The sequence below is a fragment of the Sinorhizobium sp. FG01 genome, assembly GCF_002531875.1.
In the GTDB taxonomy this organism is placed as follows: Bacteria; Pseudomonadota; Alphaproteobacteria; order Rhizobiales; family Rhizobiaceae; genus Sinorhizobium; species Sinorhizobium fredii_C.
This window is the reverse complement of the sequence record NZ_NWTB01000003.1, coordinates 182,471-195,406: the sequence shown is the minus strand read 5'-3', so window position 1 is coordinate 195,406 and position 12,936 is coordinate 182,471. Positions and strand designations below refer to the sequence as shown.

Below are 12,936 nucleotides of genomic sequence, written 5' to 3'. Positions count from 1 at the left end.
TCCATAATCCATCTTATGCGATTTTTCTATTGGCCGGGGTACATTCTATTTCCAAGTGCGACATGGCAATAAAGACAATGAGTTGGCCCTTGGAACTTTTTGCATGTCGCTTTGCTACTCGCAGCTCACCCTTCCCGATCGTCGTCGTTTGCATCAGCTGATGGAACGCAAGGTTTCGGTTGCCGAGATTGCTCGGCAGCTCGGCCGTCATCGCTCGACGATCTACCGCGAGCTGAAGCGCAACACCTTTCACGATGCCGAGTCTCCGGAAGACAGCGGCTACTACAGCGGCATTGCCAACTACATCTCCAAGGAGCGTCGCGACGGCTTCGCAAGCTCAGGCGTCACCCGCAATTACGTGGATCGAGCAGCGGAAGGCGCTTTGGTCGCCGGAGCAGATCGCCGGTCGCCTGCTTGCCGATGGCGTGAGCGCAGTCCGCGTCTGCAGCGAGACGATCTATCGCTTTATCTACGGAAAGGAAGACTATGCGCTGGAGCTCTATCGGCATCTGCTGCAAGGCCGCCGCAAGCGCCGCCGCGCCGCTCCCGCGAGCCGGCGATGGCTTAATCCCGTTTGATTGCAGGATCGACCAACATCCTGATTTTGATCCTAACTAGGCTATCCGCCTGCGTGGTCGTTGCCACCGTGCGCGGCGATGAACATGGCAACGGCCGACCGGCAATAGGATTCGATTTCGTTGTCGTCCTCTGCTCTCGCCTGATCGAAGCGTGCGATAATCAGGAGATCGCATCCTTTGAAAAGCGCAGCAAACAAGCGGGCGGACCGGAGGGGATCTGGCACGTTCAGAACCGCCTTCGCGTGCAACTGACGCAACAGGGCCTCGATTTGGGCGATGATATGGGCGGGGCCAGCTTCGTAATGAAGCTTGCTTAATGAGCTTTGATTGGTCTTGTCGGCCATGACCATGGCTTCGACACCGCTGACGTCCGGGCGCAACAGCGTGCGAAGCAGGGATGATCCCACCGCCATGAGCTGATCTTCGACCGAACCGTCGACGCCTTCAAAAAGGGCCTGTGGTAAAAACTGATGGCAGCGAGCCGTAAAGGCCGCCCCGAACAGCGCCTCCTTGTTCTCGAAGTGCTTGTAGATGCTGAGCTTGGATATTTTCGCTCGCTGGGCGACCTTGTCCAATGTCGTCGCGTGAAAACCCAATTCCGCAAAGAGTTCGCTCGCTGCGTCGACTATCGTTTGGCCAAGCGCCTCGTTGACGGGCCGGCCGCGCCGGCTCTGACTATTTTCGCTCACAACAATTCCAGTCCTTGACAGTATCGTTATTCTTGAATTAGGATACCATGCAGTTTCAGAAATATGCAAGCCAAAGAATGAATCGAAAAACGAGGGTGCCATGCAACGACGAACACTGCTGAAGCTGACCGCGCTTTACACCATTGGCGTCCCCCGTGCCCAGGCCACCGCACAGCCCAAACCAACCCTCTATCCGCAAAACGGAGCCCCTCACCATGGATGACGTCATCATCATCGGCGGCAGCTTTGCCGGCCTCGCCGGCGCCCTGCAGCTCGGCCGTGCCCGCCGCAAGGTCACCGTTCTCGATACCGGCCTGCCGCGCAATCGCTTCGCTGGCCACTCGCATGGCTTGCTCGGTCACGATCACAAGCCTCCGCTGGACATCCTGGCCGAGGCGCGGCAGCAGCTGGCGCGTTATCCCACGATCAGGCTGGTCAATGCCCGGGCCGACAGCGTCTCCGGCGCCATCGATGATTTCTCCGTCCTTACTGGCGATGGCGAAAGCCTTGGGGCGCGGCGCCTGATCCTGAGCTATGGCGTCGCCGACCAGATGCCTGATGTTCCTGGCTTTGCCGAAGGCTGGGGCACGTCCATCGTGCCCTGCCCCTATTGCGACGGCTTTGAAGTCGCCGGCCAGCATTGGGGCCTCGTCTGGTCCGGCCCGCAGTCGCACAATCACGTCAGGCTGTTCCACGATTGGACCCACAGATTGACGCTCTTCGCCGATGGTCACGACATTCCGCCGGATATCCGGGCCGATCTGGCGCGTCGCAACATACCTGTCGTCGAGGGCCGGATTACCGAGATCGCCCGTCACGGGGGCCATAACGCCACCGTCAAGCTCGATACCGGCCCCGATGTCGCGGTCGACATCCTGTTCGCGCATCCGCGCAACAAGCCGTCCGCAAACCTGCATGAATCACTGGGCCTCGCCACGCTCGATACGCCCCTCGGCATCGCCCTCAAGGTCGACGAGCGCCGCGAAACCAGCATGCCCGGCATCTACGCCGCCGGCGACCTCGCCAACCCCCTCATGCCCTCGGTCACCACGGCATCATGGCAAGGCGCGATGGCAGGTATCTTCGCCCAGCAGTCGATGCTGGTTTGAGAGCACGGATTGGAGATGAGCATGGCCGTCGAACCGGACAGCGCGGGTGTGCGCTTCCCTCCGCCCTTGGTCTATCTTGCAGCGCTGCTGTTGGGGCTGGCGGCGGAGCGGTTCGTCTCCCTGCGCTCTTTCGGCATCGACTGGCGGTTGCTGGTCGCGACGGGCGCGCTGCTATTCGTTGCCGGCGCGGCGATGATGCTTGCGGCGGCGGGGCTGCTCCGGCGGCTGGGCACCAACGTTCCGCCGTCGCAGCCAACGACCCTCATCGCAACGACCGGTCCTTATCGATGGACCCGCAATCCCATATATCTCGGCATGGCGCTTATCTATGCCGGCCTTGCGATCGGCTTCGACGGGCCGATCGCCTTCGCCTTGCTCCCGTTGGTGCTGATCGCGATCCAGACGCAGGTGATCGCCCGCGAGGAACGCTATCTCGAAGCGAAGTTCGGCGACGACTACCGCCGCTACAAGGCCGAGGTTCGCCGCTGGCTCTGACTATTCCGCCGCTGCCGCCTGCGGGGCCCTCTGCCGCGAGCTATCATATCCTGAAGGTTGCGGGCCGGTGTCACGGAAAACCGACTGGCCGGCTGACCCCGCAGTACACCCGGCGCCTGAGGAGACGCACATGTCTAAACCAGAGACACCGAAGCCAGCATCAGCATCTCTCGTCCGACTGCCCACGGAGAAGCCTGACACCACATGGTGTTCGAACACGTCACCTTCGACCTGCCATCGCGAGAACTCGCTAGTCAGATGCCCGCCGCACGATCTTTGCGACGAAGTCCGATTGCCGCCGGTGTAGAATTTCCAGTCGCCGTTTGTCTCCGCTGCCAGCTTGCGCTTGAGAGCCGCGTATTCGGCAGCGTCGTCCGGATGCGTGCGGAGCCAATCTCAAAGCATGCGCTTGACATGCGTGGCGTTCTCCGGGCCGCAGAGGTACAGCCGCGTTCCATGGGAGCCGCGTCCTGAGGCGAAGGTCCACATGCCATCACTGTAGGGGATCGCCATGGAAGATAAATTTTTCCAGCAATCTTTGATTCTCAGTTGCAGAATTTGCCTGTCGGGGAATGGCGGAGCACCTAGCTATTCCGCCGGCGGTGTCTCGATAAGCTCGCCCTCCCTTCAAAGTCACCGGCTATGGAAGTTCGATTTCGCCGTCCACGACGTGGTTGAGACTGGTGCCTTCCGCCGTCAGCGTCATGCGGACCTTCAGCTTCTTGCCGCCGGTCTGCCCGTCACGCACGATCTCCTCGATCTTTCGCTGCGAGGTAATGCCGACCTCTTTCAGGAATTTGCGGATCGACATGTTGAAGGCGTCTTCACTCATCACGGAACTCCTCTGTGTCCAGCTAGGATTGTAAGAGAAGGCGGGCGGTCAAGGAAGCCGGGCGGTGCCTGGCGAGGCCCCTCAGTGAGCGGTGTAGGCGCCGTCCACGAGATGGTAGCTGCCGGTGATGAAACTTGCCTGGTCGGACAGGAGAAAGCAGACAAGAGCTGCCACCTCTTCGGGCGTGCCGCGCCGGCCCATCGGCTGCAGCGCTTCCAGCCTCCGGGTCTTCGCGAGCTCCGCATATTCCGACAGAAGCGGCGTTTCGATCCAGCCGGGACCGACCGCGTTGATGCGGATCCCCATGCGCGCATACTCGATCGCTGCCGTCTTTGTCAGCCCGACGACCCCATGCTTGGCCGCGGTATAGGCCGCTGCGGTGGGCAAGGCGACGGAAGCGAGAATCGACGTCACATTGACGATTGCGCCGCCTCCCCGTCCCAGCATGGCCGCGATCTCGTATTTCATGCAATGGAAGGTGCCGTTCAGATTGACGTCGATGACGCGCTGCCAGTTGTCGAGCGGGTAATCCCCCGTCGGTTTTCGGACTCCTTCAACGCCGGCATTGTTGACGGCGAGGTTCAGGCCTCCGCATTCCCTGACAGTGAAGTCCACCAGTTCCTCGACGGCGCCGGCGTCGGCGACATCGACTGTGAAAGGGCGGGCTCGACCCCCGTTCGCACGGATCCCGTCGACAATCTGCTGGGCAGCCTCAGGATTGAGATCGGCAACGACGACTTCTGCCCCATCGCCGCATAATTGCCGCGAGATGGCCGCGCCGATTCCCGAACCGCCGCCGGTTACGATGGCAATCTTGCCCTCGAAGCCCAGTTTCATGCTCTTAATCCTTCTTACCTCTTCCCACTCGCAGTCGAGCAGACACGGCTGGTTGCCGCAAGGGTTTAATCTATCCGCCAAGCTGGCCGCCCGATCGCTCGAACACGTCAGCCGGTCGTCGTTCGCGAGTCGGATCTGCGGCCGCAGGATTGGCGCAATCGAGAGGGGATAACGACAGCGAATCGGGCCGTCTGCCCCTTCGTACTGTCCCAAATCGAACATGCAATCCCCTGATTTAAAAGGCTTAATTCACCTCCTTGTGCCCGCCTGAGATGCGAGGCTTGGCCAGCACGCGCAGCAGTGTTAAACACGCAGTCTGGGGACTCACGTATTTTCTTAGCAGGTGAAGATGGACAAGAACCATGTTACGCGTCGCATGCTCGTATTGGGTAGTCTGGCTTTGCTGGCCACGGGATGCAGTTCGATCGTCCGACCAATCGAGAGCCCAATCGCTTCCAGGACGCGTATCGAGCCGCGCTACCGCAGGCAGGAAGTAGCCTATGACGGAGGCGAGGCACCGGGAACGATCGTCGTCAACACCGAGGAACGTTATCTCTACTACGTCGTGGGCGGCGGCACGGCGATTCGCTACGGCATCGGCGTCGGAGAGGAAGGCCGCACCCTCAAGGGCAGGGCCAGAATCGGCCGAAAGGCGGAGTGGCCCTCCTGGACCCCCACCGAAAACATGATGCGCCGAAAACCCCACCTGCGTCAGTATGCGGGGGGCGTCTCCGGCGGCTTACACAATCCGCTCGGCGCATCCGCCCTCTACCTCTATCGTGGCGGGCAGGACACGATGTTCCGCTTGCACGGCACGAACGAACCGTGGACGATCGGACAGGCAGTGTCGAGCGGTTGCATCCGCTTGACGAACGAAGACATCGTCGATCTTTACAGCCGGACCCCCGTCGGGACCACCGTATTGATCATCTGATGGTGTTTGCGCGCGTATTTGGTATAAATAATTAAGCCAGGTGTTTTGAAGTGACCGTTAAACAGTTCCGCACCGACAAAGCTGATGCCAACTGTGTCCTTCTTGCACTAGGCCTAGGCGCCGATCGCCACTATTACTTGGAGTGTTGCCTTCGATAAACCATTCCGACTATTGAGGAAAGGACTACTTGATGAGCAGAATTCTAATCGTGATGATTGCGTTGCTTTCTGTCGCCGGCCTGACCGCTTGCGACACGATCGGCAAGGGCAAAGGGAAGGCTCCGCCGCCTGTGGCAGCAGAGCCGGCAGTAGAGCCTGCTCCCGTTTACAAGTAACGCCTGAATTTGCTCCGTGGGAGACTCCAAGAGCCTCCCACGGAGCGCCTTTAGACCGAATCAGCCCAAGGCAGACGGTCGAAAACGCCACTGGTTGATACAAGCCGGCGCAAATTTTGCTAAAATAAAGTTCGGCGACAGAGCGAAGTGACGTGATGACATTTGCATCAAGCCGTTTTCTCCCTGTGATTCTGGTCGCATTCGCTGCAACGGCGTGCCAGACACAAGACAAGAAGCCACAACCCGCTTACGTGTCGACCAGCCAGGCCGGCGGGTCAGCCAAGCTCCTCTCTCAAACCCGAGAACAAGGGTATTTCATCGAATTCCGCTCACGCTATGCGCTGAGCTACGGCCATACCTACGCGGTCTTCGGCCGAACGAATGCCTCGGGAGCAATGATCAACCCCGAGGTGGCAGGTCTTGCTCCGGCGACGAACGACGCGGCGCCCTATGTTCTGGGACATTTTTTCCCCGTGCCGGCGGAGACCGGAGCGAGCGACGGCGACCTCGAAGAGGAATACAGGTCGGCAAGCTGGCGTATCATGCTGAGCGAGGCGGAATACAACAAGGTGGTCGCCTTCATACGAAAGCTGAAGGAAAAGTCGCGTGTCTGGCACGCGTCGGTTTATAACTGCAATGCCTTCGTGGCGGAGATTGCGCGGTCCATGGGGTATCAGACCCCGGGCATCTGGCTAAGGCCGCAAGAATTCATTACAAGGCTCCGTGAAATGAATGGCGGCTGACGCGGTCGGCTTGAGCCCTCCCCGCTCGCCATTGGCACAATTGAAAATCGCAAGAGCCTTGTAAGCTAGGGTGAGCATGTCGATCGCTACCATCGGCCAGACTATTTGGGTGCTTGGCATTGTCGCTTGGTACTTTATTCGCCGTCCCTACGAGCGCCGCGCGAAGCGCGTGGAGGTCGTCAGCAATCGTCGCTCCGGCTCGGAGACGATCGGGCTGTCTGCGGCGCTGCTCGGCCTCGGAATCCTTCCAGGGATCTATGTGGTGACGGGCATCCCCGAGGCGGCCGACTATCCGGCGAGCGCTTGGGCCGTGGCCGTTGGGACCATCGTCTTCGCCCTCGCCATGTGGGTATTTCGCAGGACGCACAAGGAACTCGGCCGCAACTGGTCCATCACACTGGAGATTCGCGACCGGCATGAGCTGATCAGCGGGGGGCCCTACGCGCTCGTGCGCCATCCGATGTACACTTCCTTCATGCTCATGGGCGTTGGACAGGCCTTTCTGCTGGCGAACTGGGTCATGGGTGTTGCCGGGTTAGTCGGCTTCGCGATCCTATTTATTCTGAGGGTGGACGAGGAGGAGCGCATGATGCTGGAGACATTCGGCCCGCAATACCGCGCCTATATGGAAAAGACCAAGCGAATCATCCCCTATCTCTACTAGAGGTGCCCTAATGCGAGGCCGAGCTCTCAAGCTTTCGGCGCCGCGGCGCCTCGTCGGCGATTTGATGCGCTTTTCGATTCGTGTGCCGAGGGTCACCGTGCAGCGGCAGATGAATCTCGGTCCGCTGTTGAAAGCCCGGACGGCACAGCAAAGCAGGCCTTCCTGGACGGTGCTGTTCCTAAAAGGATACGCGCTTCTCTCGCTTGAAACCCCCGAGCTGCGACGGGCTTATGTTAAGCTGCCGAGACCACAGCTCTACGAATATCCTGGTAGCATCGCGTCGGTCGCCCACGAGCGCGAGCTCGATGGCGAGCGGGCCGTGCTTCTCAGCCTGATCAAGAACCCGGAGCGTCGGCCGATCAGCGAAATCGCCGCCCTGATCGAGGCGGCACGGACACGTCCGGTCAGGGACGTCAAGGAGTTCCGGCGAGCCCTGAAGATCGCCAAGCTGCCGGCGCCGATTCGCTGGCTTCTCATGTGGTTGGGGCTCAATCTCGGCCGCCCCCGAGGCCGTCATTTCGGAACCTTCCAGTTGTCCGTCTATTCGGGGCTCGGGGCCGAGTCGCTCAATCCGCTGACGCCGCTCACGACGATTTTCAACTACGGCCAGATCGACGATCAGGGCATGGTGACCGTCCGCATCCACTACGATCACCGAGTCATGGATGGCGCCAATGTGGCGCGGGCGTTGGAGCGATTCGAAAAAATCCTGAATGGCGAAATCGCCGCCGAGCTGTCCGGTCAATCGGAATCCGCCGCCGTCGCGCGCGCTGCCGCCTCGGGTGCGGCATGACAGAGCAGATGGAGCTGCGACCGGCCGTTGTCGTGGTGGGCGGCTCGCGCGGAATTGGCAAGGCAATGGCAGGCGCTGCCGCGAGCGACGGCGCAACCGTCGTGCTGGTGGCGCGGTCGCCGGACGATCTCACGGCGGCGGCTGCCGACATCAAGAGCGGCGGCGAGGTGTTCACCGTCTCGTTGGATCTTTCGGGAAAGGACGCGGCGCACGAGCTTGAATCATTTCTCTCGGCCAATGGCCTCTACTGCGACGTCCTGGTCAACAGCGCCGGCTATGGCCTCCGCGGCAGCGCGACGGTGTTGCCCGCCGGTGATCAGCTCGGCATCGTCGATCTCAACATACGCGCGCTGACCGATCTTACCCTTCGCTTCCTGCCTGGCATGATGTCGCGCGGCCGCGGCGGCGTCATCAATCTCGGCTCGGTCGCGAGCTTCACGCCTGGCCCCTACATGGCTCTTTACTATGCCAGCAAGGGCTTCGTGCGGTCGTTCTCGGAGGCTCTTCACCAGGAACTGCGTCGCACAGGGGTCACGGTAACCTGCGTCGCGCCCGGACCGGTGTCGACCGAGTTCCTCGAGCGATCGGGCGCCAACCGTGCGGCACTATTCAAGGTTTTGCCCAAGGTCGATTCGCAATATGTCGCCGCCTGCGCCTGGCGCGGTTTCAGGTCCGGCCGTCGCCTCGTGATACCGGGTATCTCGGCGAAGCTCGCCATTCTGACCGCCGCGCTTCTTCCCTCCGGGCTATTGCTGCCCCTGATCAGCCGCCTGCAGCGCCGGAGCAATGATCCCTGCCCTTGCGGGTCCGGCAAGAAATACACCGCATGTCACGGCGCCCGTCACCGCAGCGCAGACCGGATAGCCGTCAAGCGGGATAAGGCCAGCGCGTCGCGCGCCGAGGCAGTACCCGGATCACGAAATAGTGACTTTCTCCCAAGCGAGTCGAAGTCTTCTAAATAACTGTTTGTAGAATCAGTATTTTCCGCCGATCTCTACTGGCCGAAACCACGCCCTCCGCCGAAGGTGGTTGCTTACAACAGAACCGCCGAGCATATGCTGTCAATGACGAAAGCCTAATGGAGGCTCCATGATGCGAGCAATCTCCGTCGCTCTCTGTCTGGTGCTCGCGCTCGGTGTGGGACGCACGTTGGCAGACCCTGTAGATAGAGCAAAATCGGTCATCCGCGCGCAGATCCAAGCTTTCATCGAGGACGACGCGGAAGCTGCCTATTCCTTTGCTTCCCCCGGAATCCGCGCGAAATTTCCGGATCAGGCGGTCTTTTTCGAGATGGTCAAGAAAAGCTATCAGCACCTCTATCGCCCGGGCAATTTCGCCTTCGGACGGTCGAAGCGTGTCGGCGACGAAGTGATCCAGGAAGTGCTTATCTCCGGAGCCGACGGCAAGGACTGGACGGCAATTTACGAGCTCGTGCCGCAACCGGACGGTAGTTACAAGATCAACGGTGTGATGATGGTGCAGACAGCGCCGGGTCCTGCGCTCTGAGCCTTCGGCGTCCCGAGGTCATACCGGCGGAAGGTCGCCGCGCTGCCAGCCTTCCTGGGTCTCTGCCATGAAATCAGCGTAACGCCCCTCCTCGATCGCCTTGCGGATCCCGGCCATCAGCTCCTGGTAATAGGCGAGATTGTTCCAGCTCAGAAGCATGCCGCCGAGCGATTCGTTCGAACGGATCAGATGGTGCAGGTAGGCGCGCGAATAGTCCCGCGTCGCCGGGCACGAGGATTGTTCATCGAGCGGCCGCAGGTCTTCGGCATGGCGCGCATTTCGCAGATTGATACGGCCGTAGCGCGTGAAGGCCAGTCCATGGCGTCCGGAGCGCGTCGGCATGACGCAGTCGAACATGTCGATCCCGTGCGCCACCGACTTCAGAATATCGTCCGGCGTTCCGACGCCCATCAGGTAGCGCGGTTTCTCCGCCGGCAGGATGGGACAAGTGACATCGAGCATCTCGAGCATCACCTCCTGCGGCTCGCCGACGGCAAGACCGCCGACCGCATAGCCCTTGAGATCAAGTCCCTTGAGCGCAAGGGCGGAACGTTCACGCAGTTTCGGAATGTCGCCGCCCTGCACGATTGCGAACATCGCCTTGCCCGGCTGGTCGCCAAAGGCGACCTTGCAGCGCTCCGCCCAGCGAATCGACATTTCCATGGCGCGCTCGATTTCGCCGGGCTCGGCCGGCAGCGCTACGCATTCGTCGAGCTGCATCTGTATGTCGCTGTCGAGCAGGCCCTGGATCTCGATCGAGCGTTCCGGCGACATGTGGTAAAGCGCGCCGTCGACATGGCTCTTGAAGGTGACGCCCTGCTCGTTGAGCTTGCGCAGGCTCGAGAGTGACATGACCTGGAAGCCGCCGCTATCCGTCAGGATCGGCCGTTCCCAGCGGATGAAATTGTGCAGGCCGCCGAGCCGCGCGACGCGTTCGGCGCCAGGACGCAGCATCAGATGATAGGTGTTGCCGAGGATGATGTCGGCGCCAAGTTCGCGCACCTGATCGAGATACATGGCCTTGACCGTGCCGACGGTTCCGACCGGCATGAAGGCCGGCGTGCGGATCGTGCCGCGCGGCATCGAAACCTCGCCTCGGCGCGCCTTGCCGTCAGTCGCAAGCAGTTTGAATTGAAACGTCTCGGTCATTGATCTTTCCGGAAGAGCAGGCTGGCATCGCCGTAGGAGTAGAAGCGGTAGCCGGCTGCGATCGCATGGACATAGGCGGCCCGCATCGTGTCCAAGCCGGCAAAGGCGGACACGAGCATGAACAAGGTCGATTTCGGCAGGTGGAAATTGGTCATCAGCATGTCGGCGGCGCGGAAGCGATAGCCCGGGGTGATGAAGATGCCCGTCGGCCCCGACCAGGGACAAATCTGTCCTTCCTCCGTGGCGGCGCTTTCGATCAGCCGGAGCGACGTCGTTCCGACGCAGACGATGCGTCCGCCGCGGGCCCGAACCGCATTAAGCCTTTCTGCGGTCGCAGCGTCCACATGGCCGATCTCCTCGTGCATCACATGATCGTCGGTGTCGTCGGCCTTGACCGGAAGGAAGGTTCCCGCCCCCACATGAAGGGTGACGAAGTGGCGCTCGATTCCTGCCTCGTCGAGCCTGGCAAACAGCCGATCGGTGAAGTGCAGGCCCGCCGTCGGCGCCGCGACGGCTCCTTCCTCACGGGCATAGACCGTCTGATAATCGGCACGGTCGCGTGCATCCTCGGGCCGCTTGGAAGCGATATAGGGCGGCAGCGGAATGTGCCCTACCGACATGATCGCCTCATCGAGCACCGGTCCGGAAAGGTCGAAACGAAGCGTGACCTCGCCCGCCTCGCCCTTTTCTTCAACCGTTGCATCGAGCGAGCCGAGCAGGCAGGCAGTGCCGCCGTGGCCGAAACCGATCCGGTCACCCGGCTTCAGCCGTCGCGCCGGCCGGGCAAAGGCCTTCCAGCGGTCGGGCCCGACGCGCATGTGCAACGTCAACGAGACCTGCGTGGCGACGTCCTCGCCGCGTTGGCGAATGCCCTCGAGCTGTGCCGGGATAACCTTCGTATCGTTGAAGACGAGCGCATCGCCGGGCCGCAGGAACGCGGGGAGATCGAGCACGCCGTGGTCGGAGAGAACCGGCTCCGCTTCGGGCCGCACGACAAGCATGCGCGCGCTGTCGCGCGGGCTTGCTGGCCTCAGCGCAATGGAAGTCTCCGGCAGGTCGAAATCGAACAGGTCTACGCGCATCTGAGTGTCGAACAAAAGCAAACCCGCCCCGGCGGGCTCGCGGCCAGACCGGGGCGGGTTCGTGCATTAGCGCAAATCAGGCGTCGGCGGCAACCCGCATCGAGACGATCGAGTCGGGATCGCGCACCGGCTCGCCCCGCTTGATCTGGTCGATGTTTTCCATGCCTTCGATCACCTGGCCCCAGACGGAATACTGCTTGTTGAGCCAGGGAGCATCGGTAAAGCAGATGAAGAACTGGGAGTTTGCCGAATTCGGCATCTGGCTGCGGGCCATCGAGCAAGTGCCGCGCACATGCGAGATATCGGAGAACTCGGCCTTGAGGTCCGGCTTGGAGGAGCCGCCCATGCCGGCGCGGGCCGGATTGAAGTGCTCGCCGCCGGTCTTGCCGTACTGGACGTCGCCGGTCTGCGCCATGAAGTCCTCGATCACGCGATGGAAGACAACGCCGTCATAGGCGCCCTCGCGCGATAATTCCTTAATGCGGGCGACATGGCCCGGAGCGACGTCCGGCAGAAGCTCGATCACCACCCTGCCCTTGGTGGTTTCCATGATGATCGTGTTTTCCGGATCCTTGATCTCGGCCATGGTCTTTCTCCTTCTGTCTGATCTTATTTGCCGACCTTGACGCTGATCATGCGGTCAGGGTCCGTGACGGCGCCGTTGTTGGCGTCGTCGCCAAGCTTGATCTTGTCGACATTCTCCATGCCTTCGACGACCTTGCCGACGACCGTGTACTGTCCGTTGAGGAAGTCGCCAGGAGCGAACATGATGAAGAACTGCGAGTTGGCGCTGTTCGGGTCCTGCGAGCGTGCCATGCCGACGGTACCACGCTCGAAGGGAACATCCGAGAACTCTGCTGGCAGGTCCGGCTTCGAAGAGCCACCGGTGCCGGCAAGCTGAGGCTGAAAGCCGTCTTTCATATCGCCATACTGCACGTCGCCGGTCTGGGCCATGAAACCCTTGATCACCCGGTGGAAGGCAACATTGTCATACTCGCCGGCGGCGGCCAGGTCCTTGATCTGCTGCACGTGCTTCGGCGCGATGTCCGGGCGCAGCTCGATGACGACCGGGCCGTCTTTGAGCTCGATCGTCACGATATTGTCGCTCGACTGCGCCTGGGCGCCTCCCGTGAAGGTGGCGAGCGCCAGAGCGCCTGCAAAAGCGAGTTGAAGGATTTTCATGCGTTCTCC

At 61.3% G+C, this 12,936-nt stretch carries 15 protein-coding genes and 3 pseudogenes; 10 read left to right on the top strand and 8 right to left on the bottom strand.

Translation table 11 applies throughout. From position 1 onward, the window contains the following. Window positions 1-103: 103 nt before the first annotated feature. Window positions 104-536 (top strand): annotated as a pseudogene (locus CO656_RS03640) (helix-turn-helix domain-containing protein); the annotation flags it as partial. Between the two features lie 83 nt (window positions 537-619). Here the strand turns inward: CO656_RS03640 and CO656_RS03635 are convergent. Next, a complete protein-coding gene (locus CO656_RS03635) occupies window positions 620-1,267 on the bottom strand; it encodes a TetR/AcrR family transcriptional regulator (protein ID WP_097524841.1) in 648 nt (215 codons plus the stop codon). Window positions 1,268-1,482: 215 nt separating this feature from the next. Here CO656_RS03635 and CO656_RS03630 point away from each other — a divergent pair, with 215 nt between their 5' ends. Next, window positions 1,483-2,376, top strand: a complete 894-nt coding sequence (locus CO656_RS03630; protein WP_097524840.1) for an NAD(P)/FAD-dependent oxidoreductase — start codon at window positions 1,483-1,485, stop codon at window positions 2,374-2,376. Window positions 2,377-2,397: 21 nt separating this feature from the next. Then, window positions 2,398-2,871, top strand: a complete 474-nt coding sequence (locus tag CO656_RS03625; RefSeq protein ID WP_037425193.1) for an isoprenylcysteine carboxylmethyltransferase family protein — start codon at window positions 2,398-2,400, stop codon at window positions 2,869-2,871. Here the strand turns inward: CO656_RS03625 and CO656_RS31375 are convergent. The 3 genes and pseudogenes from CO656_RS31375 to CO656_RS03610 form a co-directional block, all read right to left on the bottom strand. Further along, window positions 2,872-3,219: pseudogene (locus CO656_RS31375) on the bottom strand (hypothetical protein); the annotation flags it as partial. A 292-nt stretch (window positions 3,220-3,511) separates the two neighbouring features. Next, entirely contained in the window at window positions 3,512-3,703 is a 192-nt protein-coding gene (locus tag CO656_RS03615; RefSeq protein WP_037425191.1) for a DUF6494 family protein, read from the bottom strand. An 81-nt stretch (window positions 3,704-3,784) separates the two neighbouring features. Then, window positions 3,785-4,540 carry an SDR family NAD(P)-dependent oxidoreductase gene (locus CO656_RS03610; RefSeq protein WP_097524839.1) on the bottom strand — a complete coding sequence of 252 codons (756 nt, stop codon included), beginning with the start codon at window positions 4,538-4,540 and terminating at the stop codon, window positions 3,785-3,787. Between the two features lie 349 nt (window positions 4,541-4,889). Here CO656_RS03610 and CO656_RS03605 point away from each other — a divergent pair, with 349 nt between their 5' ends. The 7 genes and pseudogenes from CO656_RS03605 to CO656_RS03575 all read left to right on the top strand — a co-directional run bounded on the left by CO656_RS03605 (window position 4,890) and on the right by CO656_RS03575 (window position 9,514). Beyond that, complete coding sequence (locus CO656_RS03605; RefSeq protein WP_097524838.1) at window positions 4,890-5,474, top strand: L,D-transpeptidase; 585 nt, start codon at window positions 4,890-4,892, stop codon at window positions 5,472-5,474. Between the two features lie 190 nt (window positions 5,475-5,664). Then, window positions 5,665-5,808, top strand: coding sequence for a hypothetical protein (locus CO656_RS30450; protein ID WP_037383394.1), 144 nt, complete (start codon window positions 5,665-5,667; stop codon window positions 5,806-5,808). 155 nt (window positions 5,809-5,963) lie between these two features. Next, window positions 5,964-6,551 carry a hypothetical protein gene (locus tag CO656_RS03595; RefSeq protein WP_097524837.1) on the top strand — a complete coding sequence of 196 codons (588 nt, stop codon included), beginning with the start codon at window positions 5,964-5,966 and terminating at the stop codon, window positions 6,549-6,551. A gap of 76 nt (window positions 6,552-6,627) precedes the next feature. After that, a complete protein-coding gene (locus CO656_RS03590; RefSeq protein ID WP_037425181.1) occupies window positions 6,628-7,215 on the top strand; it encodes a protein-S-isoprenylcysteine O-methyltransferase in 588 nt (195 codons plus the stop codon). Window positions 7,216-7,225: 10 nt separating this feature from the next. Beyond that, window positions 7,226-8,008 (top strand): 2-oxo acid dehydrogenase subunit E2, encoded by a 783-nt coding sequence (locus CO656_RS03585; protein ID WP_037425178.1) that lies wholly within the window; start codon window positions 7,226-7,228, stop codon window positions 8,006-8,008. Next, window positions 8,005-8,850, top strand: a pseudogene (locus CO656_RS03580) (SDR family NAD(P)-dependent oxidoreductase); the annotation flags it as partial. The gene CO656_RS03585 and the pseudogene CO656_RS03580, both read left to right, overlap by 4 nt. A 247-nt stretch (window positions 8,851-9,097) precedes the next feature. Continuing rightward, a complete protein-coding gene (locus CO656_RS03575; protein WP_179864694.1) occupies window positions 9,098-9,514 on the top strand; it encodes a DUF4864 domain-containing protein in 417 nt (138 codons plus the stop codon). Between the two features lie 18 nt (window positions 9,515-9,532). On the opposite strand, the gene tgt is transcribed toward CO656_RS03575, so the two are convergent. The 4 genes from tgt to CO656_RS03555 all read right to left on the bottom strand — a co-directional run bounded on the left by tgt (window position 9,533) and on the right by CO656_RS03555 (window position 12,927). Continuing rightward, the gene (gene tgt, locus CO656_RS03570; RefSeq protein WP_037425147.1) at window positions 9,533-10,663 is read right to left on the bottom strand and encodes a tRNA guanosine(34) transglycosylase Tgt; all 1,131 of its coding nucleotides are present in this window, start codon (window positions 10,661-10,663) and stop codon (window positions 9,533-9,535) included. After that, complete coding sequence (gene queA, locus CO656_RS03565) at window positions 10,660-11,745, bottom strand: tRNA preQ1(34) S-adenosylmethionine ribosyltransferase-isomerase QueA (RefSeq protein ID WP_097525050.1); 1,086 nt, start codon at window positions 11,743-11,745, stop codon at window positions 10,660-10,662. Before queA ends, tgt begins: the two co-directional genes overlap by 4 nt. Before the next feature lie 76 nt (window positions 11,746-11,821). Further along, the gene (locus CO656_RS03560) at window positions 11,822-12,331 is read right to left on the bottom strand and encodes a peptidylprolyl isomerase (protein ID WP_097524836.1); all 510 of its coding nucleotides are present in this window, start codon (window positions 12,329-12,331) and stop codon (window positions 11,822-11,824) included. Between the two features lie 23 nt (window positions 12,332-12,354). Next, window positions 12,355-12,927, bottom strand: coding sequence for a peptidylprolyl isomerase (locus CO656_RS03555; RefSeq protein ID WP_097524835.1), 573 nt, complete (start codon window positions 12,925-12,927; stop codon window positions 12,355-12,357). Between the last annotated feature and the right edge of the window lie 9 nt (window positions 12,928-12,936).